Genomic DNA, 26,060 nt, shown 5'->3' with positions numbered 1-26,060 from the left:
GTCGTTCAGCGCGGCATGAAGGGCTTCAAGGAATTCCTGCTCCGCGGCAATATCATCGACCTCGCCGTGGCTGTCGTCATCGGTGCGGCATTCACGAACATCATCAACGCCTTCGTGAAAGGCGTCATCAATCCCCTCATCGGTCTGTTCGGCAGCAAGGACCTGGCGACCTACGCCTCCTGCCTCAAGGGCCCCTGCAGCAAGGACGCGGCGGGCAACGTCACCTCCGGCATCTACATCCTGTGGGGCTCCGTGCTGAGCGCCGCACTGCAGTTCGTGATCACGGCCGCAGTCGTCTACTTCGTGCTCATCGTCCCCATGCGGCGCTACATGGCCGGCCGTCAGACGCCCGAGGAGGTGGCGGCCGACGCCGAGGCCAAGGAGGTGGTCCTGCTCACCGAGATCCGCGACGCCCTGGTCCGCCAGGCCTGAGGCCCCACTATCCGTGGTGCGGCGGCCGCTGGCTCAGGTACCAGTCCAGGCCGCGTCCGCCGCCCCCGTCCGAGCCGCCCGGGCGCTCACCCCAGCCACTGTCCGTGTCGTCGCCGGTCTGCCGGTCCAGCGGGTCGTCGAAGACCAGCTTCGCCTTCGGCCGGTCCGGCTTGTCGGAGGTGCTCACGGCCTCCGGCCGCTCTGCCCGCTGCTCGCCCATCTGTCCCGCTCCTCCGGTCTCTCCAGCACAGCTCATACCGCCCTTTCAGCGTAGGCCGCACAGAACCCCCGGTTCGACCGAAGCCGTACCGGGGGCCATGGCGGAGCGGGTGGGAGGCGGCTCAGGCGGCCTCGAAGCCCGCGTGGTCGGCGATCTTCTTGAGTTCGGCCAGGGCGTGCTTCTCGATCTGGCGGATCCGCTCCCGGGTGAGCCCGTGCTGCTTGCCCACCTCCGTCAGCGTGCGCTCGCGGCCGTCCTCCATCCCGTAGCGGGAGCGGATGATCGAGGCCGTCCGGTCGTCGAGGCGGCCGATCAGGTCGTCCAGTTCCTCGCGGCGGAGCATCACCATCACGGCGTCCTCCGGGGAGGTCGCGCCGGTGTCCTCGACCAGGTCGCCGAACTGGGTCTCGCCCTCGTCGTCGACCGACATGTTCAGACTGACCGGGTCCCGGGCCCAGTCCAGTACGTCCTTGACGCGCTGCTCGGTGGTGTCGAGCTCCGCCGCGACCTCGGCGGGGTCGGCCTCCCGGCCCAGCTCCTTCGCCTTCTCACGCTGCACCCGGCGGATCCGCCCGAGCTCCTCGACCAGGTGCACGGGCAGGCGGATGGTGCGCGACTGGTCGGCGATCGACCGGGTGATCGCCTGCCGGATCCACCACGTCGCGTAGGTCGAGAACTTGAAGCCCTTGGCGTAGTCGAACTTCTCGACCGCCCGTACCAGGCCGGCGTTGCCTTCCTGGATCAGGTCGAGCAGCGGGAGGCCGCTGCGCGGGTAGCGCCGGGCCACGGCGACCACCAGTCGCAGATTGGAACGGATGAAGACGTCCTTCGCCCGCTCGGCATCCTCGGCTATCGCCTCCAGCTCCTCACGCTTCGCACCCTTGGGCAGGGCGTCCTCTTCCAGCAGGTGCTGGGCGTAGACGCCCGCCTCGATGCGCAGCGAGAGCTCGACCTCCTCGGCGGCATCGAGCAGGGGAGTCCTGGCGATCTCGTCGAGGTACATGCCGACAAGGTCGCGGTCGGCCTCAAGGTTGTTGGGGCGGGCCGAGCGGGTCCGGTCGGCCCTGTCGCGAACGACGGCACGAGTGGCCATGCTTGCTCCCTTGCTGCTGGTGCCGGGTCTGCCTTGGTATTCGCCCCGCCGGGGCGAGCCCGGGGCAAAGAGATGCGGGCCTCGTGGAGGCTCACACGTAACGATCCAACGCACAGAATTCGGACAACATTCCCAACTCGCCCAGATTCTTCCGGCGATGCAGTATCCTGCAGATTTTTCCCCGTGATCATCAACCATGGGTGACCGCGCCGACACCTGGAGTTCAGCCGCAGTGCGGCCCACCGCCTCCGTATCGGAACAACGAACGACACCGGCCGTCCGCAGCTTCTCCCCACAAAAGATGCCAAATTGCTATCGGCGCGGAGCCGGAACCAAGCCTCCCGCTGGGAAGGTGTCAGCCATGCACCCGTCCACCGACGCCGGCCCCGCAGACTCCGGGGCCGACGCCGCCCCCGACCCACGCCATCACCGGCGGCTACTGAGAGCCGCGGGGCTGGCACTGGGCTGCGCCGCCCTGCTCGGGGTACTGCTGGCCCTGGTGCAGAGCGGCTGGGGTCCGCTGGCCCGACTGGACCACGGATGGGTCGACTCGCTGCACGGCTACGCCCGCCGCCACACCGTGTGGACCGCCTCGGTGCAGACGCTCTCCGACATCGGCGGGACGATCACCATGCGCACCCTGCTCGGGCTGGCGGCCGTCTGGCTCTGGGCGATCGGCGCCCGGGCCCTCGCCGCCTGGGCCGCCGTGCAGTGCCTGGTCGGCTGGTTGGTCAACTGGGCGGGCAAGGCCGCCGTCGGCCGCGCGCGGCCGCACTTCGTGGACCCGGTCGCCCACGCGTCCGGTGCGGCCTTCCCGTCCGGCCACGCGCTCGCCTCCGCGATCACCTGCGCCGCGCTGGTGATCCTGGTCTGGCCGCAGGCCAACCGGGCCGGACGGGCGGTCGCCGTCACCGTCGCAACGCTGACCGTGCTCACGATCGGCTGGACCAGGATCGCGCTGGGGGTGCACTGGCCCAGCGACGTGCTGGGCGGCTGGCTGGCCGCCGGCCTCGTCCTGGGCGGGGTGACGGTCGCGGTGGAGCTGTGGCGGCCCGGCGCGCTGACCCGGGACGTCCGGCGGGTCAACTGGCGAACCAGACCCCGGGTGCAGCGCGTCCTGGCTTCCGGAAGCTCCTCGCCGCCGCCACCGCGGGAGGGCCGCTGAGCAGCGGATCCTGACGGACAGTGAGAAACGTCACACTGCCGCCCGGCGGCACGGGGGAGGGATCGGGGCAGTGGCTCACCAACCAAATCAGTCCGTACCGGCACCGTCCAAATGGCCACAAAACCGGGCAATCGACCCGGATCCGAGCCTCACGGCGGCGGCCGCTGCGCCGCTGAGCAGCCCGCGGAGATCTCCAGCACACGGCACAGGGGTCCACACGGAGTGCCGCCGTAGGGCAGACTTCTCCGGCTGGGTGCTCCTGCGCCCGACCCGGGGGAACCAAGCACGACGGCGCGGACCGAGCCGGTCGTACGAGGCAGCACCGGCTCCGTACACCGAGGCTCCTTACACCGAAGATGCGCCGGACAGCCGCTGCGGAGGCCCCGCAGCCCCACTGCCCAGGCACCGAGTGACGGGGGTCCGATGACCATGCACACGACGGACGAGTCCTCCGGCTCGTACGCGGACCCGCCCACCATGCCGCTCCGGCAGCTTCCCACCGGGCCCGCCGGCCAGTACGGCGGTCAGTACGGAAGCGGTCAGTACGGCGGCGGCCAGCCGACCGTCCAGCTCGGCCAGCAGGTGCCCGGTCAGCGCCGGGCCGAGGACGAGCCGCAGGAAGCCCCGGCGGCCAAGGCCTCCTCCACCGCCCGCAACGGCCTGATCATGGCCCTGGGCTCGCTCACCTCCCGCGCCCTCGGCTTCGTCCGGGCCGGCGTGATCGCCGGTGCCCTGGGCGCCGGCCCGCTCGGCACCGGTTACGCGGTGGCGACGATGCTCCCGAACACCGTCTACATCATGCTCATCGGCGGCGTGCTGAACTCGGTCTTCGTGCCCGAGCTGGTACGCGCCGCCCAGACCCATCAGGACCGCGGCGTCGCCTACACCAACCGCCTGCTCACGGTCTGCGGGGTCGCGCTGCTGGTGATCACCCTCGCGGCCTCCGTGGGCGCGCCCTGGGTGGTGGACACCTACGCCCACTACGGGCCGGACGAGCAGGTCCAACGGGACCTGACGGTCGCGCTCGCCCGCTACTGCCTTCCGGCGATCCTGTTCTACGGGCTCTTCGGCCTCCTCGGGCAGGTGCTCAACTCGCGGGACAAGTTCGGCGCGATGATGTGGGCCCCGGTGCTCAACAACGTCGTGGTCATCTCCGTCTTCGGGCTGTACATGGCCATCTGCACCCACGCCGAGAACGCCGGGCAGATGACCTCGGGCGCGACCATGCTGCTCGGCCTGGGCAGCGCCTTCGGCATCCTCGTCCAAGCGCTGGCACTTCTGCCCTCGCTGCGCTCGTCCGGCTTCCGCTATCAGCCACGCTTCGACTGGCGCGGCTCCGGTCTGATGACCCCGCTCCGCGCAGCCGGCTGGGCGCTGCTGCTCGTGGTGGTCACCCAGCTCGCGTTCCTGGCCATCACCCGCCTCGCCACCGGAGCCGAGTCGCAGGCCATCCACGAGGGCCTTCCCTCGGGCCTCAGCTACGTCTCGTACAACAACGCCTACCTGCTCTTCGTCGTCCCGCAGGGCATCATCACGATCTCGCTGGTCACCGCGATCCTGCCGAGCATGTCCCGTGCGGTGAGCGCGGGCCGGTTCGAGGACCTCGGCGCCGAGCTGTCGCAGACCCTTCGGAGCTCGGCCGGCATGATCGTGCCGGCCGCCGCGCTCTTCATCGCGCTCGCCCCGCAGATCACCGGACTCGCCTACGGTCACGGCCAGACGACACACTTCGCCGTCTCCGTGATGGCCCAGATGCTGATGGTCTTCGGGATCGGCCTCCCGGCCTTCTGCGCCCAGTACGCCCTGGCACGCGGCTTCTACGCGATGAGCGACGCCCGGACGCCGTTCTGGCTGACCACGGTGATCGCGGGCAGCAACGTGGCGCTCTCCGCCGTCGCGTACTTCCTGCTGCCGGCCCGCTGGATCATCGTCGGCATGGGCGGCGCGCACACCGCGGCCGCCACCATCGGCATGATCATCACCGGCCGCGCCCTCGGGCGCCGGCTGCGCGCCGAGGCCGCGGCCGCGCTGCCCGCCGACGCCACCGTGGAGCTCGGCGGCGCCCGTCGCCCGAGCACCCGCAGCGGTCTGGACGGCGGCCGGGTGGTGCTGCTGCACCTGTCGCTCGCGCTGGCCTGCGCGCCGGGTGCGCTGGCCGCGCACTGGATCGCCGCCCGCTGCGGCAGCGCGCTGGGCGGCGGCATGATCGGCAACCTGGCCGGCCTCTCCGCCGGGTCGCTCGCCGTCCTGCTCTCGCTCTTCGTGCTGGCCCGCCCGCTGGGCGCCGGCGCGGCGGTGGCGCCGCTGGCGCGCAAGCTGCGGATCCCGTACCCGGCCCCGGCCGCCGTCGGCGGTAAGCACCGCCGTTAGGAACCCCGGAAGAGGAGCCTGCCGGGCCTCCTGACGGACCGTCCGACGCTCCGTCAGGAGGCGCTTCGTATCCCGCCTGTTCGTCCGCGGCCCGCGGCGTGTCGAACCGACCCCGGTCGATGGTGGGCACTCGATCAGGTGTTAGCGTCGGCCCAGCCTCCGAGTGATCAGGCGCACCGGCAAGCCACGACCAGCCGACCGAGTGCCCCCTGGAGGCCCGCATACGCGCCCGGCCCCCACAGCCGGTTCGGACACGGGAAGGTCCACAGACTCCGTTGACTGCCACACACCGAGCACACCGCGCCTCGCACCGCCGCAGACACAAGCTGCGGATACCGCTGGCGGTCACCGCCGCCGCTGCCGCCACTGCCACCGGGTTCGCCCTGTTCGCCGGCGCGAGCACCACTCCCGCCGCCGCCTCGGCGGGGTCGGACGCGCTGCAGCGCCAGTTCGCCGCCGCGGCCGCCGAGTTCCACGTGCCGCAGAGCGTGCTGCTGGCGCTCTCGTACCAGGAGACCCGCTGGGAGTCCCACCAGGGGCAGCCGAGCACCACGGGCAACTACAACGTGATGGGCCTGACCCAGGTCGATCCCGCCGCCGTGGCCATCACCCAGGGCGAGGAAGGCGGCGCCGGCGAGGACGCCCACGCCGTCGCGAAGTCCGCCGCCACGCCGAGCAGCACGACCGCACCGATCGACAGCCCTGCACTGCACACCCTGGAGGCCGCCGCGCGCCTGATCGGTCAGCCGACGGCTGCGTTGCGCACCGACACCGCGCAGAGTGTCCGTGGCGGCGCCGCATTGATCGCCAAGTACCAGAAGGAGATCGGCAAGCCCGCCTCCGCTGACGCCTCCGCCTGGTACGACGCGGTGGTGCGCTTCAGTCAGTCGCCGGCTGCCGACGGCGGGCGGCAGTTCGCCGACCGTGTGTACAGAACGATCAAGACCGGCGCCGAGCGGACGACCGTCGAGGGACAGCACGTCACTCTGGGGCCCAACGCCCAGGTGTCGACCCCAGTGCTCGCGGCTTCGCCGCGCGACGTGTCCACCGTCGAGTGCCCACCGACCCTGAACTGCGACATCGTCAATGCCGCCTACCAGTCGACGGGAAGCGGTAGCTCGTTGAGCTACGGCAATTACGCCAAGTTCAACCGTCCGGCAGACGGTCAGGACATCCGTTACATCATCGTCCACGACACCGAGGGCGCCTACGATGGTGCGCTCTCGGTCTTCAAGAACCCGGCCAAGCAGGCTAGCGCCCACTACCTGGTCGGGGGCAACAACAACAAGGTGACCCAGCTGGTGGCCACCAAGGATGTCGCCTGGCATGCGGGCAACCGCTATGTGAACATGCATAGCATCGGGATCGAGCATGAGGGCTGGGCCATCCCCAACGCTTCCTGGTACACCGATCAGCAGTACCAGAACTCCGCGCTGCTCACCAAGTACCTGGCCGACCGCTTCGGCGTCCCGCTGGACCGCCAGCACATTCTCGGTCACGACGACGTTCCCGTCCCCGCGTACAACCTCGGCGGCGAGCACTGGGATCCGGGGACGCTCTGGGACTGGGACCACTACATGGACCTGCTCGGCTCACCGATCAGGTCCAACGGCGGCGGCTCGCTGCTCGTCGGCGGAAAGGTCGTCATCGACCCTCCGCTGACCACGGCCAACCAGCCGAGCGTCACCGGTTGCGGCCCCGACCCGAGCAGGGAGTACCCTGGCCAGCCCTGCCCCACCATGCCGGGAAACTTCGTCTACCTGTACACCGGCCCCGGCACCAGCTACGCGCTGGTGAACAGTGGCGGGACCGACGCCTCTGACGGTCGCGCCAAGGCGGTGTCGGGACAGTCCTTCGTCATTGCAGACCTCAAGGGTGACTGGACAGCCATCTGGTTCGGCGGCTCCAAGGCCTGGTTCTACAACCCGAACGGCCAGAACGGCGTTGCGGATGACCGGACGAAGCAGCTCCTGGTCAAGCCGAAGAACAACGACGCCCCGGTGTACGGGCGTGCCTTCCCCGAGGCCTTGGCGTATCCGGCCGGCATCAAGGCGGACGACGTCACCCCGCTCTCTCCTACAGCCACCGTCCCGACCGGACAGCTCTACGCCGTTCTCGGTTCCGGCCCGGTGATCAGTGACAACTACCACGTGGCGAACGACGACGGCTCCGACTGGGCCAAGAACAGTGTGATCGTTGGCTCGACCAAGTATTACGAGATCCGGTACAACCACCGGATCGCGTACGTGAAGGCTGACGACGTCGACGTGGTCGCCGCTACCACGCCCGCGCCGAGCGGCTACACCCCCTTCGGCCCGACCCGCCTGCTGGACACCCGGTCCGGTCTCGGCGCGCCGGCGGCGAAGGTCGGCGCCGACCGCACCGTCTCGCTGCAGGTCACCGGCGGCGACACCGGCGTGCCCGCCAACGCCACCTCGGTGATCCTGAACGTCACCGCCGTCGCGCCCACGTCCAACGGCTTCGTGACGGTCTACCCGGACGGGCAGCCCCGCCCGCTGGCGTCGAACCTCAACTTCAGTGCCGGGCAGGTCATCCCGAACCTCGTGGTCGTCCCGGTCGTCAACGGCAAGGTCAACTTCTACAACCGGGCCGGCAGCGTCGACCTGCTCGCCGACATCACCGGCTACTACACGCCGGACGGCACCTCGAAGCTGACCACCACCACGCCGACCCGTCTGCTGGACACCCGGGAGGGCACCGGCGCGCCCAAGGCGCAGGTCGGCGCCGGCGGTGAGGTGACCCTGCAGGTCGCCGGCAACGCGGGCGTGCCCGCCAACGCCACGGGCGTGATCCTCAACGTCACGGCGACCGGCCCGACCGCCGACAGCTTCGTGACGGTCTACCCGCACGGAAGCACCATGCCCACCGTCTCCAACCTCAACTTCACCGCCGGGCAGACGATCCCGAACCTGGTGATCGTCCCGATCACCGACGGCAAGGTCAGCCTCTTCAACCGGGCCGGCAGCGTCGACCTGCTCGCCGACATCACCGGCTACTACGCGCCCGACGGCGCCTCGACCTTCACCAGCGCGGGCCCGACCCGGCTGCTGGACACCCGGTCCGGCCTCGGCGCACCGCAGGCCAAGGTCGGCGCCGGCAGCACCCTGACCCTCCAGGTCGCCGGCAAGGCCGGGCTGCCGAGCTCCGGGGTGACGGCCGTGGTCCTCAACGTCACCGCGGTGCTCCCCTCGGCGGACAGTTTCGTCACCGTCTACCCGGACGGCACCACCCGCCCGAACGTCTCCAACCTCAACTTCAAGGCCGGCCAGGTGATCCCGAACCTGGTCGTCGTCCCGGTCGTGAACGGCAAGGTCGCCTTCTTCAACCGGGCCGGAAGCGCCGACCTGCTGGCCGACATCACCGGCTACTACACCAACTGACGCCTGGTCCGCACAGCACTGTGGCCCCGGCTCCCGCTACGGCGGGGGCCGGGGCCACAGCTGTTGTCCGGTGGATCAGGGGGCGTAGTAGCCGTTGATGTCGGCGATGAGCTCCACGCTGCCCGCGCTTCCGTTGAAGAAGCTGTTCTGGCCGGACTCGCTGGTCGCGACGACCACCTGGTTCGGGATGGTCAGGCCGGCCGTCCAGTTGAGGTTGGAGGCCGTCGGACGAGTGGCCCCCTGCGGGTAGACCGTCAGGTAGCCGGGCGCGGTTCCGCCGGTCACGGTGACGTTCAGGGCCACTGCGGTGGCGTTCGAGTAGCCGACGTCACGGACGACCTGGACCTGGCCGGCGCCGACCGGCTTGGCCGGCTGCCACTCGCCGATGCCGTCCGAGAACCACGGCGCCCGGGTGTCGATCACGCGCCGCGGCGCGACCGCGTGGTACTTGTCGCCGCCGGTCGCGGTGAAGTACCCGGCCAGGTCCGCGACGACCTGGACCGTCCCCGAGCCGCCGCCGCTGTACAGCGAGACCTTGCCGTCCTTGACCGGGACGGTGACCAGGTTCGGGATCGTCTGTCCCTTCGACCAGTTGAGGTTCGAGGCCGTCGGACGGTCACCGCCGTGCGGGTACGCGGTCAGGTAGCCGTGGTCGGTCGGCTCGGTCACCGTGACGTTCAGGGTCACGGCGGTCAGGCCGGTGGCCGGGACGCCGTTCACGCCCGCCACCTGCAGGTCCAGCGTGCCGCCCGCCGACAGCGGCGCCTTGGGGGCGCCGGTGCCGTACCGGGTGTCCAGCAGCCGGTGCGGCGTGGTCGAGGTGAAGCCGCTGCCCGTGGTGCTGAAGTAGCCGAGCAGGTCGGCGAGCACGTGCACGGTGCCGCTGCTGCCGTTGTAGAACGACACCTTGCCGTCCTTCACCTGGACGGTCACCAGGTTCGGGATGGTCTGCCCCGCGGTCCAGTTGAGGTTCGAGGCCGTCGGGCGGTCGTCCCCGTGCGGGAAGACCGTCAGGTATCCGGCAGCGGCGGCCTCGGTCACCGTCACGTTCATCGTCACGGCCGTGACCCCGTCCGCCGGGACGCCGTTCAGACCCGTGAGCGGCAGCTCGACGGTGCCGTGCGCCGGTACGGCACCCGCATCGACGCCCGTACCGCCACGGGTGTCGAGCACCCGGACCGGGCCGACCGGCGTGTAGCGGGTACCGAAGTTGTCCAGCTCGTGCGCACCGCGGTCGCGTCGGCCCGAGCCGGTGCCGGTGTCGGCCACCCACGGGTCGTCCACGGCGCGGACGTCGAACCTGTCGCCGGCCGGCATGCCGGGCGCGTTCTCGTCCGCCGAGTCGACGATCGGGGAGGCCTTGCCGCCCGAGTCGCCCTCCCAGCCGCGCAGCTCGGCCTCGCCGATGACGTCGTGGTCCCCCTGGCCGGTGGCGGCGGCGAACAGGGCGACGTCGTCGTACGTCTTGCCCGCCCAGCTGTAGGCGGGGCTGCCGTCCTGGGCGTCGTACACGTTGTACGCGACCTTGGTACCGGTCACCGCCTCGGCGGCCACCCGCAGGCCGACGAAGGTCGAGGCCTCCGCGCAGAGCGGGTTGAGGTGGTTGTTCGCGTCCGAGGTCGAGATCACGTTGTTCTCGACGGTCGCGCCCGTGGACGCCCCGGCCAGCTCGACCACGTCGTGGCACTGGGCCGAGAAGGTGTTGCCGACGATCACGGTGCCCGGCGCCGAGTCCGCCACGACGCCGGTGAGCCGCGAGGTACGGAGGTCGTTGGCCGAGATCACCGTGCCCTGGACCCCGGACTCCAGCTTGGCGAAGCCGCCCGTACCGACGGTGCCGTTCTGCACGAGCGTCACCGCCTTGGCGGACCCGGTGACCCGGACGGCCGGGAACCCGTAGATGTTGCCCGAGGGCATGCCGCCCGAGAGCAGGCTCTGGGAGATCGTGACGTCGGAGCCGCCGTCGACCAGCACCGCCTCCTGCTTGGCATTGACGTCGACGTTGCGGATCCGGACGTGCTCCGCTCCCTTGAGCGCGAAGCCGTGCGCGAAGGAGCTGTTCCACCCGCCGCCGACCCGGGTGTCCGGGAAGGGATACCCGGTCAGCGGGCCGATCGTGCCCGTGAAGGTGATCGGGGCCTGGGCGGTGCCCGAGTGGGTGATGGTGACCTGCTCGGGGTAGTCGCCCGAAGCGATGTTCACCGTCTGGCCGGCCTGCACCTTGGCGGCGGCCGCCGAGATGGTGCAGTACGGCTGCAGCTGGGTGCCCTGGCCGGAGTCGGAGCAGTGCGCCCCGGCCGCGTTGTTGACGTAGAGGTTCGCGCCGTCGGCCGCCGCGACGCTGGCGCCGAGGGCCGGCAGGCCCACGACGCCGAGCACCACGGCGCCGGTCAGAGCGCCTATTCGTGTCTTGATGATGCCCCCCAAAGGCGAAAGAAGTGGATTCGCTCGCCCACCGGAAGGGGGTTGTACCACCGCATCCGATGAACGGTGCGCGGATCATTTCACACGGCTTTCACCTGCGGTGACGGGGTGCCCCCTGAGGGGGCGTCACCCTGCCGTCACAGCTGGGGCCCGACGGGAGTGGGCCGCTCGAGGATCTCCACCACGGCGGACGTCCAGTTGAATCCCAGCCCGATTCCCGTCATCAGGACCCGCTGACCGGGCTCCAGCAGCCCCTCACGGCCGAGGTGGTCCAGGGCGCCGAACTGGTCGGTCGCACCCGCGTGGCCGATCTCCCGCCCCCACTGCCAGAGCGTCCGGTCCAGGTCCAGGCCCAGCGGCTCCAGAACCTCCTGCTGCAGCATCGTCCGGCCGAAGTTGGGGAAGATGAGGTGATCGGCGTCCGAGGGGCGTATCCCCGCCTCATCCGTCGCGACCGCCACCGCCTTGATCAGCGAGGCGTTCATCCGCCGGAAGATCTCCGACAGGCCCATCCCGTTGGACGCGAAGCCCTTCATACGGTTGATCAGGCTGATCGGGTACGCGTCCGCGTCGCTCGGGTCGGGGTTGGCCCGGAACGGCAGGTCGCCGCGCTGGGCACCCTCCAGCTCCGCGCGGCTCTCGGTCGCCACCGACAGCACCCGGGCGAAGCCGGGCTGCCGGGAGAGCACCGCGGCACTCGCACCGTCACCCAGCACCAGCCCGGTGTACGCCCGCCAGCGGTCCCAGACCGGCTCGGCGAAGCGGTCCGAGGCGGTGATCAGGGCTGCGGTGCGGTCGGTCCCGGCCGCCAGGTAGGCCGCGGCCAGCTCGATCGCGGCCATGCCGCCGTTGGACTGCTGCCGGACCTCGAAAGCGACGCCGTGCCCGCCCAGGACCTCGTGCTGCAGATAGGAGCCGACGTTCCATCCGTCCAGGCCGCAGAACCCGGTGGTGGCGTGCAGCAGGAGCCCGAAGTCGCTCTGCGCGAGGCCTGCCTGACGTACCGCCAGCGTGCCTGCGCGGGCGGCCATCTCCGGCTGGGAGTCGTCGTCCCCGGCCACGGTCGCGCTGAGCTGCCCGGTACGCCGCCGGGTCCCCTCGTCGTACCAGCCGGCATCGATGGCCTTGTCCACCGGCACCGGTTTCGGGTACCACGAGCCGACGCCGGATATGTACAGGTCCTCGTACTTCATCTGTGCACTTCCTTCCGATTCCGAAACATCATCGAGACGGGGAGGCCTGAGGGCGGACGGTCAGCACCGGGGCCTCAGAGCCAGGAGGTTCTGCTCGAGCTGTGCACCGATCGCGTCGAACAGCCCTATCCAGGAGGTGTTGAACCCGTCCGGGCCCTCCGCCTCGGCCGGCGCCACGGTCTCCCGCGGACCCGACGGCGCCGGCCCGGCGGCACTCTCCCGGGCGAGGGCCCGCGTGCTCGCCCTGCCGATCCCGGAGCCCCCTCCGGTGACCCGCGTGACCTTGCCAATGAATCGTGAAGTCATCAGGATTCCCCCTGTACCCGGGCTGAAGGGAACGGCGGCAGCGGCGGCCGGCCGATTCGTCAGACGGCGGCCGACGCGGGTGCCGGAACTCCCTTGTCGTGGAGCATGGCGACGGTGTTCTCGATGGTCTTCGCGGCCTCGATCTCCCAGTCGTCGACGCTGACCCCGTAGTGCTTCTGCAGGATCACCGCCAGTTCGACCAGGACGAGCGAGTCCAGCTCCATCGTTTCGAACTCGGCGGTGAGCTCGAGGGTCTCGGTGGGAATCTCGTACTTCTCCACCAGGATCTCGACAATGTGCTCGGCAATTCGCATGTCGATACGCTTCTCGGTCGCGCTCATCGCGATTCCTCTCGCTTTCCTGTCTGCTTCTTCTGCACCTCTCCGGCGCAGTTTTCGTTCAAGGGGTCAGACGACGTCGACGTCCGGCCAGACCAGCGCGGTCGAGCCCCAGGCGAGGCCGCCGCCGAAGGCGGTCATGAGCACCCGGTCACCCGGCTTGACGGCCCCGCCGTTCACGGCGTCGGCCAGGGCGAGAGGGATGGACGCCGCGGAGGTGTTGCCCACCCGGTCGAGGTTCACCACCGCGCGCTCACGCTCGACGCCGAGCAGATCGGCCAGCGAGTGGAGGATGCGGACGTTGGCCTGGTGCCCGACCAGGCGGTCGACGGACTCCGTCGGCCAGCCGATCCGCTCGAGCAGGGCGGCGGAGGACTCGCCCATCCTGTTCACCGCGTGGGCGAAGACCTGCTTGCCCTGCATCGAGAAGTAGTACGCGGACGGGTCGGGGGCGGTGCCCTCCGAGCGCTGCCGGGAGCCGCCGGCCGGGATGCTGATCAGGTCCGGGTACTCGCCGTCGCTGCCGAGGTCGAAGCCGAGCAGCGCTCCGGGCTCGCCCGCGGTGCCGGCCTCCAGCACGATCGCCCCCGCGCCGTCACCGAAGATCACCGAGGTGGTCCGGTCCTCCGGGTTGAGGATGGTGGAGTACGTCTCCGCACCGATCACCAGAACGCGCTCGGCCAGTCCCGCCACGATCAGGCTCGACGCGGCGGCCGTGGCGTAGACGAAGCCGGCGCAGACGGCGGAGACGTCGAAGGCGGGCACCGTCCCCTGCCCGAGGCGGGCGGCGACGGCCGGGGCGGTCGCCGGGCAGGGGTGGTCGGGGGTGGTGGTGGCCAGGACCACCGCGTCGACCTTCTCGACGCCTGCGGCCTTGAGCGCGCGGGCCCCCGCCTCGAAGGCGAGATCGCCCGTCGCCGTCCCCTGGTCGGCCCAGTGGCGCTGCCGGATCCCGGTCCGGGTCCTGATCCACTCGTCGCTCGTCTCGAGCCGCCCGGACAGTTCCTCGTTGCTGACCACACGCGGGGGAAGATAGGTCCCCAGTCCCTTGAGAACCGCGACGCGCTGCTCGGACTGCGGCGTAATGCTCATGGCCTTGGCCTCCACACAGGGAATTGGGTACGTATCCGCGCTGACGGCAACTGCCTTCCATGGAATTGGAATGCGAACGCGCCGGGCCGGGCAAATTCCGGAAATCTACTCTGTCAGGTGGCCCGGGGGCCGCAATTGACCAGAGCTCGCCTTTCAGCTGGGCTTCTGCTGCAGGCTGTCGAGCAGTTCTTCCGCCCAGGCCTCCGAGTAGGCCGTGAAGTCCGGGAAACCGCCGTCATAGGGGTCTCCCGTCCACCGGTAGGTGGCGCCCGGGTTGTGCACATCGACGCCGGCGGCGGTGAACATGTGCGGGCTGCCCTGGACCCGCGGGCCGCTGGCCACCGCGAAGTCCCGGTAGATCTCGGCCCGCCCCGCACCACGCTCCAGCGCCTCGGCCAGCGCCGCCTCGTCCACCGACTCGCACTCCGCGGCGACGTCGAGGATCTCCGACGGGACGCTGATGCACCGGCCCTGGGCGTAGAAGGCGCGGCGCAGCGCGGTGTCCAGCTCGTCGCTGGCCGCCAGGCCGCCGACGGCCGGGGCCTTGGCGGCCTGGACGGCCTCCATCGCGGGCAGCGTCGTCACCGGGTAGCTCCACTCGGGCGACGACCACAGCCGCCAACCCAGCTCGGGAGCCTTGGCCCCGATCGCCACGATCTCGGCGTCGATGATCGGCTTGGGTGTGGACTGACGGTTGAACAGCTCCAGCGGGAAGACCCGGTGGTCGACGAGGAGTTGCTCACCGCGCCGCCGGGCTGCGGCGTGCAGGGTGTGCAGGGCCAGGGTCGCCCAGGGGCAGCCGATGTCCGACCAGACGGTCACCGTCCCCAGGTCGGGCGAGAACAGTCCGTCCGTGCTCTGCGGGGCGTCCGGCGTGGGGCGCGTGCCTGGTTCGACCTGCGTGGCCATGAGTCTCTCCTCCGGGCCGTAGGGGGTTGCAATGCCGACGTGCGGCATGGCGGCATTCTGGCCAGGGCCCCACACCCGACGGAACCGGCGCCCGGTGACTCCGTCACCTCTCTTGCGGCTCCCCGGACCTGACGAAGTGACTCCCTCCGGGTCGACCGCGCATCCCCCACTGTCGAACCATCGTCAGAGTCCCTTCCCATCCGTTTTATTGAAAATTAAATTCACATAGCGTGCTGAGTCAGAGCGAAAGGTGTTCACCATGTCCGTCCTGGACGAGCGAGCGATCCCGGACAGCGCCAGCCCACCGCAGCCGCGCATGACGCGGCGGCAGCGAGCGATCCTGGTACTGCTGCTCAGCACGACGTTCCTGCTCGCCGCCGACTTCTCCCTGCTCAACGTGGCCATCCCGGTCATCGGCGACGGACTCGGCTTCGCGGTCGGGGACCTGCAGTGGATCGCCACGGCGTTCGCCCTCACCGCCGCCGGGTTCACGCTGCTCTTCGGCCGCGTCGCCGACATCTACGGCCGCCGCCGGATCTTCCTGGCCGGCATCGCGCTCCTGGTGCTGTCCTCGCTGGTCGGGGGCGCGGCGAACGAGCCCGCCGTCCTGATCGCGGCGCGGGTCGCCCAGGGTGTGGCCACCGCGATGGCCACCCCGTCCGCCCTGGCCCTGCTCACCACGTCGTTCCCCGAGGGTCCGCTGCGCGCGAAGGCGCTGGGTGTGAACGGCGCGATGATCTCGGCCGGATTCACCGTCGGCGCGGTCGTCGGCGGCCTGCTCACCGACCTGCTGAGCTGGCGCTGGGCCTTCCTGATCAACGTGCCGGTCGGCGTTGCGATCATCGTCCTCACCCCGCTGCTGCTCGCCGAGAGCAAGATCACCGAGCGGGCCAGGATGGACGTGCCCGGCGCGGTCACCGTGAGCGTCGGCCTGGTCTCGCTGGTGTACGGCGTCTCCCGGGCCGGCGGCCTGGGCTGGGGCAGCCCGCTGGTGCTCGGCTTCATCGCACTCGGCGTCGTCCTGCTCGGCGCGTTCTGGCGGATCGAGCTGCGCTCGGACGCCCCGCTCGCCTCCGTGTGGATCCTGCGCAAGCCGAGCGTGCGGTGGGGCAACTTCGGCGGCCTGATCGCCATCACCATGCAGACCGCGGTGATCTTCCTGGCCACCCTCTATCTGCAGGAGGTCATCGGGTACTCGGCGATGGCCACCGGTCTCGCCTTCTCGGTACTGGGCGTCTCGGCCTTCCTCGGCGGGGTCATCGCCCCGCGGATCGTCGGCCGCTTCGGCAACCGCCTCGGCCTGGTCAGCGGCATGGTGCTGCAGGCGGTCGCGCCGCTCGGGATGTTCCTGGTCGCCGGGGACAGCAGCAGCATCGCCCTGGTGCTCGCCGCGCTGACGGTGGGCGCCTTCGGCCACCTGACCGCCGTCGTCTCGTACATGATCACCGCGACCTCCGGCCTCCCCGACGAGGAGCAGGGGCTCGCCACCGGTCTGGCCACGATGACCCAGCAGGTGGGCCTCGCCGCGGGCATCCCGGTGCTGAGCGCCGTCGCGACCAGCCGCATCCACGCCCTGGAGGCGACCCACTCGACGAGCGAGGCGGTGCTCTCGGGCGTCCGCCTGGCCCTGGCCATCGACGCGGGCGTGGTGCTGCTCGCCGCCCTGGTCATCGCGCTCCTCCTTCGCCGCTCGACCGAGGAGCGGGCAGCCGCAGCGCTCTGACCAGGTGGACAGACCAGGGTCTGCCGGACACTCAGGTCGGTGAGTCTGACGGCGACGGGTACGTCGCCCGGCTCACCGACCTGAGACGTGCTCACCCGGCGCGGATGCATCCCGGAGGCCCCGGTCGGCCGACTCCCGTCTGCCCGGCCCCGAGGGCGGCTCGGGCGCGGGTCCAGGTGGCCGTCGGGTCGAATCCCTCAGCCTGCCACGTGGTTGAGGCCAGGGTGCCGCGCCCCTTGTACCGGCGCATGATCGCGACGTGGGGTGGCCAGGCGATGAAGCGGTGCAGAGCGGCCGCGTCGCTCCACACGGCGACGGCACCGCACCGACGGGCCGTGGGGACCGCCCACAGCCACAACCCGTGCGCCCCCTCCAGCTCAGCCCAGTCCGCCGCGAGCCGGCGGGCCGCGCGGTAGACGCCGGGCAGGTCCGCGATCCTGTCGAGCGTGAAGTCGGTGACGCTGACCAGTACCGGGCCGCCGTGGCCGTGGTCCTGGCCGGGCGTCCAGGAGGACCTCAGCATGTCGTGTCGCAGACTGCGGTGCCCTGGGGCGAGCCGGCTGCCGCATCCCGGACCGGGCTCCGCCAGTCCGGCGACCGGCCCAGGGCCGTCAGGATCAGCTCCAGCGGGCCCGCGTCGGGGTCCGCGGCCAGCGCCGGCCGGAAGGGGCTGCCCGGGGCGACCCGGGAGTCGCCGTCCGGCACTGCGCGGGCGATCGGCAGCGCGGCTTGCAGGAGTTCGGGCCCGGGGTCGTACGCGAGACCGAGACTGCGGGCGACGTCCCAGCTGTGCACCACGTAGTCGATGAGGTGGAAGCCGATGGCCCGGGCTGCGGGGAACGTCCGGGCTGCGGTGAATTCGGGGAGGGTGAGGGCGCGGTCCGGGGCGGCCACGGTCGCGAACGCCGCGATGACCTGCTCGGCTGCCTCGCCGTACTGCTCGACGGCGTCCCCGCCGAGCGGCCGGACCTCCCAGTGCGTCAGGTCCTGGCCGTGCCCGAGCGCGGCCGCCGCAAATCCCCGGTGCTGGGCCGTCATGTGGGCGAGCAGATCGCTCAGCGCCCACGCTGCGCAGGGCGTCGGCAGGGGCAGATCCTCGGGGGTCACCTGGCCCACCAGGGTCACGCTGTCCCGGACCGCCTGGGCATGGAGGCGTCGTGTGCGGTCGAAGTCCGTCCGCTCCCAATCCGTATGCATGTGCTTACGATCTGCGTGAGCATATGAATTGTCAACGGGTATTTTCGTGGCCATGGCCGAGAACGCAGCTCACGGGAGCGGGAGCACCACACCGCGGGGAGGGCCGGCCCGCCCCGACCTCGCGGCGATGGTCGTGCCGCTCGGCCGTGCCCTGATGGCCGCTGAGCAGCCGATCCTCGACGCCCACGGCCTGACCATGTGGGCGTATTCGGTGCTGCTGCACCTCGACGAGACGCCGATCCGCACCCAGGCCGCACTCGCCGAGGCCATCCGGGCGGACAAGACCCGCATCATCGCCGTCCTCGACGACCTGGCGGCCCGCGAACTGATCCGCCGCCAGCCCGACCCCCTTGACCGGCGGGTGCGCCTGCTGTCGCTCACCGCCGAGGGCCGGCGGCTGCGGGACGCCGTCCAATCCGCCGTCCAGGAGGGCGAGGAGCGCCTGCTCGCCCAGCTGCCGGCCGCGGACCGCAACGGATTCCTCCGGGCTCTGCGGAGCCTGTCCACCCTCCCGGTCCTGACCCTGACGAAGCCCGGACCGGGGACGGGCCAGGGTCCGACTGCGGCCGAGTACTAGCCGACCCGCTCGGCCAGGAAGTCCTCCCAGGTCCGCTCGCCCACAGCAGCCCCCTCGAGAGACAGATTCTCGGCGGCCCGGTACGCGCGGCCGGCCTTTCCCGGCATCCGTACCGGCATCATCAACCGGCGCTTGCCGCGTGCCTGCAGGTGTCCGCGAGCCAGATCGGCCATCCCGTACACCTTCGGCCCGGCCAGGTCGGGTACCAGGCCGGCCGGCTTGCCGAGCGTCAGTTCCACGAGCCGGGCGGCCACCTCGCGCGAGTCGACCGGCTGGAACCGCAGTCCGCCCGGGACCGGGATCACCGGAAGCTTCGCCATCTTCTCCACCACCGTCAGGACCAGGTCGTGGAACTGGGCGGCACGCAGCGTCGTCCACGGGATGCCGGAGTCGGCCACGGCCTGCTCCGCGCCCAGCTTGGCCTTGAAGTAGCCCAGCGGGACCTTGTCCGCCCCGATGACCGAGATGTACACCAGGTGCCGCACCCCCGCCTTCGACGCGGCCCGCACCAGGTTCCGGGTCGCCTCGTCGTCGCCCTTGGGGCCACCCGCGAGGTGCAGGACGATCTCGACCCCGTCCACCGCGGCCTCGATCCCCTCGCCCTTGAGCAGGTCGCCGGCCACGTACTCGATGCCGTCCCCGGACTCACGGCGGTGCCGGCTGAGCACCCGCACCTCGCGGCCCGCTGCCCGCAGCAGGGGGACGACGTGGCCGCCAAGCGTGCCGGTGCCGCCGGTGACCAGGATGGGTGAGGTCGTCACGGTGATCTCCAATTCGCTCGCCCGGGAGTCGATCTCCCGGATACAACCGTTGCGTTCGTGGGTCTACAGCTATGACCCGCCGCGAGGAAGGAATGTGACACGGTGGACGAGAGTGCACGGCTGATAGAGCGCTTCGAGGAGCACCGGCCCCGTCTGCGAGCGGTGGCCTACCGGATGCTCGGTTCGCTCACCGAGGCCGATGACGCCGTCCAGGAAGCCTGGCTGCGCCTCGATCGCACCGACACCAGCGACGTCGAGAACCTTGCCGGGTGGTTGACCACGGTGGTGGCACGGGTGTGCCTGAACATGCTGCGCTCGCGCGAGCAGCGGCGCGAGGACCCTCTCGAGCTGCGTATGCCCGACCCGGTCATCAGCAACGAGAAGGGGGTCGACCCCGAGCAGGAAGCGCTGCTGGCCGACTCGGTCGGGCTGGCGCTGCTGGTGGTGCTGGAGACGCTGGCGCCGGCCGAGCGGCTCGCGTTCGTGCTGCACGACATGTTCGCCGTGCCCTTCGACGAGATCGCTCCGATGATCGAGCGGTCCCCGGCCGCCACGAGGCAACTCGCGAGCCGCGCCCGCCGCCGGGTGCAGGGGCAGGCCCCCGTTCCCGACCCTGACCGCACCCGTCAGCGTGAGATCGTCAACGCGTTCTTCGCCGCCGCCCGCGACGGCGACTTCGAGGGGCTCGTCGCCGTGCTCGACCCCGAGGTCGTGCTGCGGTCCGACGGCGGCGTCGCGCGTGCCCGCCACACCGTCGTGATCTCCGGCGCACGGACCGTGGCCGGCCAGGCGGTCACCTTCAGCCGCTTCTCCCCGTTCGTACGACCGGCACTGATCAACGGAGCCGCCGGCGTGGTGGTCGCCGCAGAGGGCCGACCGCTGTCCGTCATGGCCTTCACCGTCACGGACGGGAGGATCGTCGCCATCGACGTCCTGTCCGACCCCGAACGCCTCCACCGGCTCGACCTGACGGTCCTCGACGACTAGCACGGCAACGGTGTCCGCCGTGACGAGGCCTCAGCCCATGGGCTGAGGCCTCGTCGTGCTCGGTGTCAGAACTCGCACGTGCCAGAACTCGCACGTAGGCGAGCCGCTACCGCTTGGCGTAGTCCCCGAAGCCCGTCCAGTCGACGACCACGGATGGCTCATCGCCGACGACCCAGGCGTCGTGACCGGGCGGGATGATCCCGAAGTCGCCCGGGCCGTATTCCGTCTCCTCGCCGTCATCCAGCACGACCTTCATGCGCCCTGAGATGAAGTAGGCCGTGTGGAAGGCCTGGCAACTGTCGGTCCCCGCGATCGGCTTGATGTGCTTGGACCACTGCCAGCCGGGCTCGAACGTCGACCGACCCACCGCCCCGGCGTCGAGGTTGACGAGTTCGAGCTTGCCCTTGCCCGCTTCGAACTGGCGGATTTCCTCAGCCGAATCGAAGCTCTTGCGAACGAGACCAGCCATCGGGACTCTCCTAGTTCGATCATTGCCCCACCGCCATCGTCATGCGGGCACGCCGTGATCGCATCCTGGGGGTTCCCGCCCCGGTGACCGGACCGACGACAAAGGGCCGGCTCCCGAGGTTCATACCTCGTGAGCCGGCCCTTTCCACGCGCGTCGCCGTCTCCGGCGGTGTGCCCCAGGCAGGATTCGAACCTGCGACACCGGCTTTAGGAGAGCCGTGCTCTATCCCCTGAGCTACTGAGGCGGGGGTGCGTCCGGCCTGTTGGTGACGGCCGCGCAACCTCCGACAGGGTACCGGATCTGATCCGTGGAGATCGCCCCCTATTCGCAGGACACCTGGTGCGGGCAGGTCGGGTGGATGACCCGAGGGGCGGTGGGGCGGTGTGTACGCTGGATCACTCGTAGAACTGGGGGACGGCGGGCGGATGACCATCGGGACCGGACTGACGGCGCGTCAACTGATCGACCTGCTGCTCGATCCGGGCAGTTTCACCTGCTGGGACGTCCCGGTCGAGGCTGCCCCGGCGGACGAGGGGTACCGGGCGGCGCTGGGGAGGGCCCGCGAGCGGACCGGGCTGGACGAGGCCGTCACGACGGGGCACGGCCTGGTGGCGGGCCGGCCGGTGGCGCTGGTGGTGTCGGAGTTCGGCTTCCTGGGCGGCTCGATCGGGGTGGCGACCGCCGAGCGGATCACGCTGGCGGTGGAGCGGGCGACGGCCGAGCGGCTGCCGCTGCTTGCTCTGCCCGTCTCGGGCGGGACGCGGATGCAGGAGGGCTCGGCGGCCTTCCTCTGCATGGTCCGGATCACCGCCGCCGTGCAGGCCCACCAGGCCGCCGGCCTGCCGTACCTGACCTATCTGCGCAGCCCCACCATGGGCGGCGTGTTCGCCTCCTGGGGGACGCTGGGCCATCTGGTGCTGGCCGAGCCCGGTGCGCGCCTGGGGTTCCTCGGGCCGCGGGTGTACGAGGAGCTGCGCGGCGTCCAGCTGCCCGCCGAGGTGCAGCGCGCCGAGACGCTCGCCGCACGGGGGCTCATCGACGCCGTGGTGCCGCCGGGCGAGCTGGCGGGTGTCCTGGACCGCGCGCTCGCGGTGCTCGGTGGCCGGCCGGCCACCCCGACGGCAGGGGTGGAACGGGAAGAGGCCGCGGCCCCGCCGCCGGACGCCTGGGAGGCCGTGCGGCGGACGCGACGGCCGGAGCGCCCCGGGGCCCGGGAGCTGCTCGACCGGACGGCCGAGGGCCTGCTGCCGCTGTCAGCTCCGGGCGGCGGGAGCGGCGGTGGGAACGGCGGCGGGAGCGGCGCTCTGGTCCGTGCGCTGGCGAGCTTCCAAGGGCAGCCGGCGGTGGTGGTCGGACAGCAGCGGCAAGTGACCGGCAGCGATCGCCCGTTCACCGCCGCCGACCTGCAGTGCGTCCGCCGCACGGCGCGGATGGCGGAGCAGCTCGGCCTGCCGCTGGTGACGGTGGTGGACACCGCCGGTGCCGAGCTCTCGGTGCAGGCCGAGCTGGACGGGGTGGCCCTGGAGATCGCCCGGTGCCTGAACACGCTGGTGGCCCTGCGCACCCCCGTGCTCGCGGTGCTGCTCGGCCAGGGCTCGGGGGGCGGCGCGCTCGCGCTGCTGCCTGCCGACCGCGTCCTCGCCGCCCAGCACGCCTGGCTGGCGCCGCTGCCGCCCGAGGGCGCCTCGGCCATCGTCCACCGGGACGGCGACCATGCCGCCGAGCTGGCGCGAGCACAGGGCATCGGCGCGTACGACCTGGCGGCGGTCGGTCTGGTGGACGAGGTGCTGCCCGAGTACCCCGACGCGGCCGAGGAGCCGGCCGAGTTCTGCGCCCGGGTGGGCAGCGCCGTCGCGTCGGCCCTGGCCGCGCTGGCGGCGGAGCCGGAGGCGGCGCGGCTGGCGGCCAGGGCGCGCCGTAACCGGCGCCTGGGGAGCGCTCGGCCGTAGGGCCCGCGCCCGCGCGAGAACCGAGCGGAGCGGGTCTCACGTATTCTGTCGTCCGGTTTGCACATTTAGGGTGACTTTGAGTCATTTCTACGGATGATCAGATAAGCCTCTTGAGCTACTCCCTCCCGAGATCACTCGCGCGCAGCGCCTGGCTGTGGCCCGCCCTGGCGGCGCTGGTGGTCGGCCTCTTCCGGATCCGCCGGCCCGAGCTCTGGCGGGACGAGGTGTCGAGCTGGAGCGCCGCCACCCGAAGCCTGGGCGACCTGTTCGGAATGCTCGGGAACGTCGACGCCAGCAACGGCGCGTACTACGTGCTGCTGCACGTCTGGACCACCGCCCTCGGCGACTCGGTGCTCAGCCTGCGCCTCCCCTCCGCGCTGGCCATGGCCGGTGCCGCGGCCTTCGCCGCGCTCACGGCGCAGCGGCTCTTCGACAGCCGGGTGGCCGGGCTCGGCGCCGGGCTGCTGCTCGCGACCGTCCCCACGATCTCCCGGTACGCCCAGGAGGCCCGGGCGTACGCGGCGGTCACCTGCGCGGTCGCGGCGGCGACCTGGTTCCTGCTGCGGGCCCTGGACCGGCCCGGCATCCGCCGCTGGGCCTGGTACTGCCTCGCCATGGCGGTCGCCGCGACCCTCCACCTCGTCTCGCTCAGCAGTCTGGGCGGACAGCTCGTCCTGGTCGCGGCCCACTGGCGGGGCGGAAGAGGGCAGAGACGGGCGGAGAACCGCAGGGTGCTGTGGCAGTTCCCACTCGCCGTCCTGGTGTTCATGGCCCCGGCCGTCCCGGTGATGCTGCTCGGGCAGCAGCAGTCCGGGCGGCAGCTCGGCTGGATCCTCACCCCGTCGCAGCGGGATCTGCGGTTCTTCTGGCAGGGCCTGTTCGGTTCGTACCACGTGCTCTACGCCTTCCTGGCGCTGGCCGCCCTCGCGCTGCTGTGGCCCGGACGCCGCTGGGCCGCGTTCCAGCTGCTGCTGGTCGCCTCGGTGCCCGTGGTCGGCGTCTGGCTGGTCTCGCAGGGCCACACCTCGTACTTCCTCGACCGCTATCTGCTCTTCACGCTGCCCGCGTGGGCCTCGCTGTCGGGAGGCGGGATCGGGGCGTTGCACGCCGCGCTGCGGAGGGCGGTGCCCCGGCGCCTCGCGGTGGTCCTGGCGGTCGCGCTGGTCGCCGTACCGGCCCTGCTCGGGCTGTCCGAGCAGCAGCAGCTGCGGGACGTCACCGCGCACACCGGCACCGACTACCGGGGTGCGGCGGAGCTGGCGGCGGCCGGCTACCGGGCCGGGGACGGGGTCGTGGCGGTCGCCGGATGGGAGGCGTGGATGATGGTCGGACCGGCCGTTGCCTACTATCTGCCGGAAGACGTCCGCCCGAGACCGCTCTTCATCGAGCGGACCGCCGCCCAGGCGGACGACCTGTACCCGGTCGAGTGCCCGGTGCCCCTGAGGTGCATCGGTGACGAGACCCGGGTGTGGGTCGTTACCATCGGCACTGGTGATGACCCGTACCAGAGCCTTCCTGCCGGGCAGGCGGCGGCACTGCGGGCGGTCTTCATCCCGACAGAGGTCCGGCATGTCCGCGGACTGACGGTGTCACTGCTGGTACGCAGGCATCCGTAGACCAACGTGAAAGGCACAGACGTGACTGCCCCTGAGGAGAGCACCTTCGCCGATCTCGGCAAGGTGCTGGTGATCATCCCGACCTACAACGAGGCCGAGAACGTCGAGCGGATCACCTCCCGGGTCCGTACCGCCGTCCCCGAGGTCCACGTCCTGGTGGCCGACGACAACAGCCCCGACGGCACCGGCGAACTCGCCGACAAGATCGCCGCCGAGGACGACCACGTCCACGTCATGCACCGCAAGGGCAAGGAAGGCCTCGGCGCCGCCTACCTGGCCGGCTTCCGCTGGGGCATCGACAACGGCTACGACGTCCTCGTCGAGATGGACGCCGACGGCTCCCACCAGCCCGAGGAACTCCACCGCCTGCTCACCGCCCTGCGCACCGCCGACCTCGTCCAGGGCTCCCGCTGGGTCCCCGGCGGCAAGGTCGTCAACTGGCCCAAGTCCCGCCTGCTGATCTCCCGCGGCGGCTCCCTCTACTCCCGCCTCATGCTCGGCGTCCCCATCAAGGACGTCACCGGCGGCTACCGCGCCTTCCGCAAGGAGACCCTCCTCGGCCTCGGCATGGACGAGGTCGCCTCCGCCGGCTACTGCTTCCAGGTCGACCTCGCCTGGCGCACCGTGAAGGCCGGCTTCAAGGTCGTCGAGGTCCCCATCACCTTCGTCGAACGCGAATTCGGCGCCTCCAAGATGAGCCGCGCCATCCTCGTCGAAGCCCTCTGGCGCGTCACCGGCTGGGGCATCGGATCCCGCATCCAGAAGCTCACCGGAAAGAAGCCCGGGAAGAAGTAACGCCGACCAGAAGGCGGCCCAGCGGCAGCGGGCCCCGTGCACCCGAACGGTGCACGGGGCCCGCTGCCGTCCGGGTGCGGGGCGGGCGGCTCCGGGTGACCATGAAGCCCCCGAGTCCCGGAGGTGCGTGTGCCTGAGTCACCGGGTCAGGCTGGGCCGGGGTCCGGCCGGTGGGCCCGTACCAAGGGCAGGGCCGCCGCCATGGCCGCCACTGCGAAGGCCATGCCTGACCAGGTGCCGATGGTCGGCCGGGCCGTCCACCAGCTCCTCCGGGTGAGCCTGCTGGACAATGCCACCAGGCTGGCCGCGCAGGCCTTCCTCAGCGCGCTGCCGGCCCTGTTCGTGGTGGCGGTCTTCGCCCCGGCGACGGTGCGGGACGGTGTGACCAACACGCTCCGCGACCAGCTGGGGGTGAAGGGGGCCACGCAGGAGCAGGTACGGCAGGTGATGTCGGCCCCGCACGACGAAGTGGCGCAGAGCTTCGGTGCGTTCGGCGCGCTGGTGACGCTGCTGTCGGCGACGGCGTTGAGCCGTGCCATGCAGCGGGTCTGCGAACGGTGCTGGGAGCTGCCCAAGAGCGGCACCAGGGTGGCGGCCTGGCGCTGGCTGGCCTGGCTGATGGTGTGGCTGGTCTTCCTGGTCTTCCAGGCGCCGATCCGCGAGGGCTTCGGCGTGGGGGCGTGGCTCGGCGTGCCGCTGATCTTCGTGGCCTCGACCGCACTGTGGTGGTGGACGCAGCACCTGCTGCTGGGCGGCCGCGTGCGCTGGTACCCGCTGTTGCCGGGGGCCCTGCTGTGCGGCGCTGCGGTGGTGGGGCTGGGGATCGCCGCGAAGTACTACCTGCCCGGAGCGGTGTCACGCAGCATCACGAAGTTCGGCCCGTACGGGGTGGTGTTCACCTCGCTGTCCTGGCTGATCGTGGTGTTCACGGCCGTGACGCTGGCGATCGCACTGGGGCGGGTGATCTCGGAGGAGCCGGTGGCCGCGCAGTTGCTGGGGACGCCCACCGAGCCGGGCGCGTGGGGCGGGCGCAAGTGACGCCC

The 26,060-nt window shown here is 71.1% G+C and carries 22 protein-coding genes and 1 tRNA gene; 11 read left to right on the top strand and 12 right to left on the bottom strand.

The features are described from left to right. The first annotated feature begins 15 nt into the window (after positions 1-15). On the top strand, positions 16-432 hold the full coding sequence (mscL, locus tag FB465_RS20805; protein ID WP_145792713.1) for a large conductance mechanosensitive channel protein MscL: 417 nt from the start codon (positions 16-18) through the stop codon (positions 430-432). Between the two features lie 7 nt (positions 433-439). Here the strand turns inward: mscL and FB465_RS20800 are convergent, their stop codons facing one another. After that, the gene (locus tag FB465_RS20800) at positions 440-652 is read right to left on the bottom strand and encodes a hypothetical protein (protein ID WP_170290651.1); all 213 of its coding nucleotides are present in this window, start codon (positions 650-652) and stop codon (positions 440-442) included. Positions 653-773: 121 nt separating this feature from the next. Beyond that, positions 774-1,745 (bottom strand): sigma-70 family RNA polymerase sigma factor, encoded by a 972-nt coding sequence (locus FB465_RS20795; RefSeq protein ID WP_145792711.1) that lies wholly within the window; start codon positions 1,743-1,745, stop codon positions 774-776. Between the two features lie 361 nt (positions 1,746-2,106). On the opposite strand from FB465_RS20795, the gene FB465_RS20790 reads away from it, so the two are divergent. The 3 genes from FB465_RS20790 to FB465_RS20780 all read left to right on the top strand — a co-directional run bounded on the left by FB465_RS20790 (position 2,107) and on the right by FB465_RS20780 (position 8,681). After that, entirely contained in the window at positions 2,107-2,910 is an 804-nt protein-coding gene (locus tag FB465_RS20790) for a phosphatase PAP2 family protein (protein ID WP_145792709.1), read from the top strand. 423 nt (positions 2,911-3,333) lie between these two features. Then, on the top strand, positions 3,334-5,280 hold the full coding sequence (gene murJ / locus FB465_RS20785) for a murein biosynthesis integral membrane protein MurJ (RefSeq protein ID WP_246192754.1): 1,947 nt from the start codon (positions 3,334-3,336) through the stop codon (positions 5,278-5,280). Between the two features lie 275 nt (positions 5,281-5,555). Then, the gene (locus FB465_RS20780) at positions 5,556-8,681 is read left to right on the top strand and encodes an N-acetylmuramoyl-L-alanine amidase (protein WP_145792707.1); all 3,126 of its coding nucleotides are present in this window, start codon (positions 5,556-5,558) and stop codon (positions 8,679-8,681) included. A gap of 75 nt (positions 8,682-8,756) precedes the next feature. On the opposite strand, the gene FB465_RS20775 is transcribed toward FB465_RS20780, so the two are convergent. The 5 genes from FB465_RS20775 to FB465_RS20750 all read right to left on the bottom strand — a co-directional run bounded on the left by FB465_RS20775 (position 8,757) and on the right by FB465_RS20750 (position 14,943). Continuing rightward, positions 8,757-11,108, bottom strand: a complete 2,352-nt coding sequence (locus tag FB465_RS20775; RefSeq protein WP_170290650.1) for a right-handed parallel beta-helix repeat-containing protein — start codon at positions 11,106-11,108, stop codon at positions 8,757-8,759. 134 nt (positions 11,109-11,242) lie between these two features. Next, on the bottom strand, positions 11,243-12,298 hold the full coding sequence (locus FB465_RS20770; protein WP_145792704.1) for a ketoacyl-ACP synthase III family protein: 1,056 nt from the start codon (positions 12,296-12,298) through the stop codon (positions 11,243-11,245). A gap of 365 nt (positions 12,299-12,663) precedes the next feature. Continuing rightward, positions 12,664-12,945, bottom strand: coding sequence for an acyl carrier protein (locus tag FB465_RS20760; protein WP_145792702.1), 282 nt, complete (start codon positions 12,943-12,945; stop codon positions 12,664-12,666). 66 nt (positions 12,946-13,011) lie between these two features. Beyond that, positions 13,012-14,034 (bottom strand): beta-ketoacyl-ACP synthase III, encoded by a 1,023-nt coding sequence (locus FB465_RS20755; RefSeq protein ID WP_145792700.1) that lies wholly within the window; start codon positions 14,032-14,034, stop codon positions 13,012-13,014. 153 nt (positions 14,035-14,187) lie between these two features. Beyond that, the gene (locus FB465_RS20750) at positions 14,188-14,943 is read right to left on the bottom strand and encodes a DsbA family oxidoreductase (RefSeq protein WP_145792698.1); all 756 of its coding nucleotides are present in this window, start codon (positions 14,941-14,943) and stop codon (positions 14,188-14,190) included. Positions 14,944-15,202: 259 nt separating this feature from the next. On the opposite strand from FB465_RS20750, the gene FB465_RS20745 reads away from it, so the two are divergent. Beyond that, positions 15,203-16,666: an MFS transporter gene (locus FB465_RS20745; protein ID WP_145792696.1), complete on the top strand. Its 1,464-nt coding sequence runs from the start codon at positions 15,203-15,205 to the stop codon at positions 16,664-16,666. A gap of 91 nt (positions 16,667-16,757) precedes the next feature. Here the strand turns inward: FB465_RS20745 and FB465_RS20740 are convergent, their stop codons facing one another. Together FB465_RS20740 and FB465_RS20735 are read right to left on the bottom strand one after the other, a co-directional pair. Further along, entirely contained in the window at positions 16,758-17,189 is a 432-nt protein-coding gene (locus FB465_RS20740) for a hypothetical protein (protein ID WP_145792694.1), read from the bottom strand. Then, positions 17,183-17,863, bottom strand: a complete 681-nt coding sequence (locus FB465_RS20735; RefSeq protein WP_145792692.1) for a TIGR03086 family metal-binding protein — start codon at positions 17,861-17,863, stop codon at positions 17,183-17,185. The genes FB465_RS20740 and FB465_RS20735 overlap by 7 nt, the downstream gene beginning before the upstream one ends. A 52-nt stretch (positions 17,864-17,915) precedes the next feature. Between FB465_RS20735 and FB465_RS20730 the strand changes: the two genes are divergently transcribed. Next, entirely contained in the window at positions 17,916-18,440 is a 525-nt protein-coding gene (locus tag FB465_RS20730; RefSeq protein ID WP_145792691.1) for a MarR family winged helix-turn-helix transcriptional regulator, read from the top strand. On the opposite strand, the gene FB465_RS20725 is transcribed toward FB465_RS20730, so the two are convergent. Beyond that, positions 18,437-19,201 carry an SDR family oxidoreductase gene (locus tag FB465_RS20725; protein ID WP_425461195.1) on the bottom strand — a complete coding sequence of 255 codons (765 nt, stop codon included), beginning with the start codon at positions 19,199-19,201 and terminating at the stop codon, positions 18,437-18,439. The genes FB465_RS20730 and FB465_RS20725 overlap by 4 nt on opposite strands. Before the next feature lie 102 nt (positions 19,202-19,303). On the opposite strand from FB465_RS20725, the gene sigJ reads away from it, so the two are divergent. Further along, entirely contained in the window at positions 19,304-20,188 is an 885-nt protein-coding gene (gene sigJ / locus FB465_RS20720; protein WP_145792689.1) for an RNA polymerase sigma factor SigJ, read from the top strand. 106 nt (positions 20,189-20,294) lie between these two features. On the opposite strand, the gene FB465_RS20715 is transcribed toward sigJ, so the two are convergent. Next, a complete protein-coding gene (locus FB465_RS20715; protein WP_145792687.1) occupies positions 20,295-20,657 on the bottom strand; it encodes a cupin domain-containing protein in 363 nt (120 codons plus the stop codon). Between the two features lie 171 nt (positions 20,658-20,828). Then, a tRNA-Arg gene (locus tag FB465_RS20710) sits at positions 20,829-20,901 on the bottom strand. A gap of 181 nt (positions 20,902-21,082) precedes the next feature. Between FB465_RS20710 and FB465_RS20705 the strand changes: the two genes are divergently transcribed. The 4 genes from FB465_RS20705 to FB465_RS20690 all read left to right on the top strand — a co-directional run bounded on the left by FB465_RS20705 (position 21,083) and on the right by FB465_RS20690 (position 26,055). Next, positions 21,083-22,606: a carboxyl transferase domain-containing protein gene (locus FB465_RS20705; RefSeq protein WP_170290649.1), complete on the top strand. Its 1,524-nt coding sequence runs from the start codon at positions 21,083-21,085 to the stop codon at positions 22,604-22,606. A gap of 110 nt (positions 22,607-22,716) precedes the next feature. Continuing rightward, entirely contained in the window at positions 22,717-24,222 is a 1,506-nt protein-coding gene (locus FB465_RS20700) for a glycosyltransferase family 39 protein (RefSeq protein WP_145792685.1), read from the top strand. A 21-nt stretch (positions 24,223-24,243) separates the two neighbouring features. After that, entirely contained in the window at positions 24,244-25,017 is a 774-nt protein-coding gene (locus FB465_RS20695) for a polyprenol monophosphomannose synthase (protein ID WP_246192753.1), read from the top strand. A 201-nt stretch (positions 25,018-25,218) separates the two neighbouring features. After that, positions 25,219-26,055 (top strand): YhjD/YihY/BrkB family envelope integrity protein, encoded by an 837-nt coding sequence (locus FB465_RS20690; protein WP_145792682.1) that lies wholly within the window; start codon positions 25,219-25,221, stop codon positions 26,053-26,055. Positions 26,056-26,060 lie beyond the last annotated feature (5 nt).

The organism is Kitasatospora atroaurantiaca (genome assembly GCF_007828955.1).
Classification (GTDB): domain Bacteria; phylum Actinomycetota; class Actinomycetes; order Streptomycetales; family Streptomycetaceae; genus Kitasatospora; species Kitasatospora atroaurantiaca.
The sequence above is the reverse complement of the archived record's forward strand: the minus strand, read 5'-3'. Positions and strand labels throughout refer to the sequence as shown.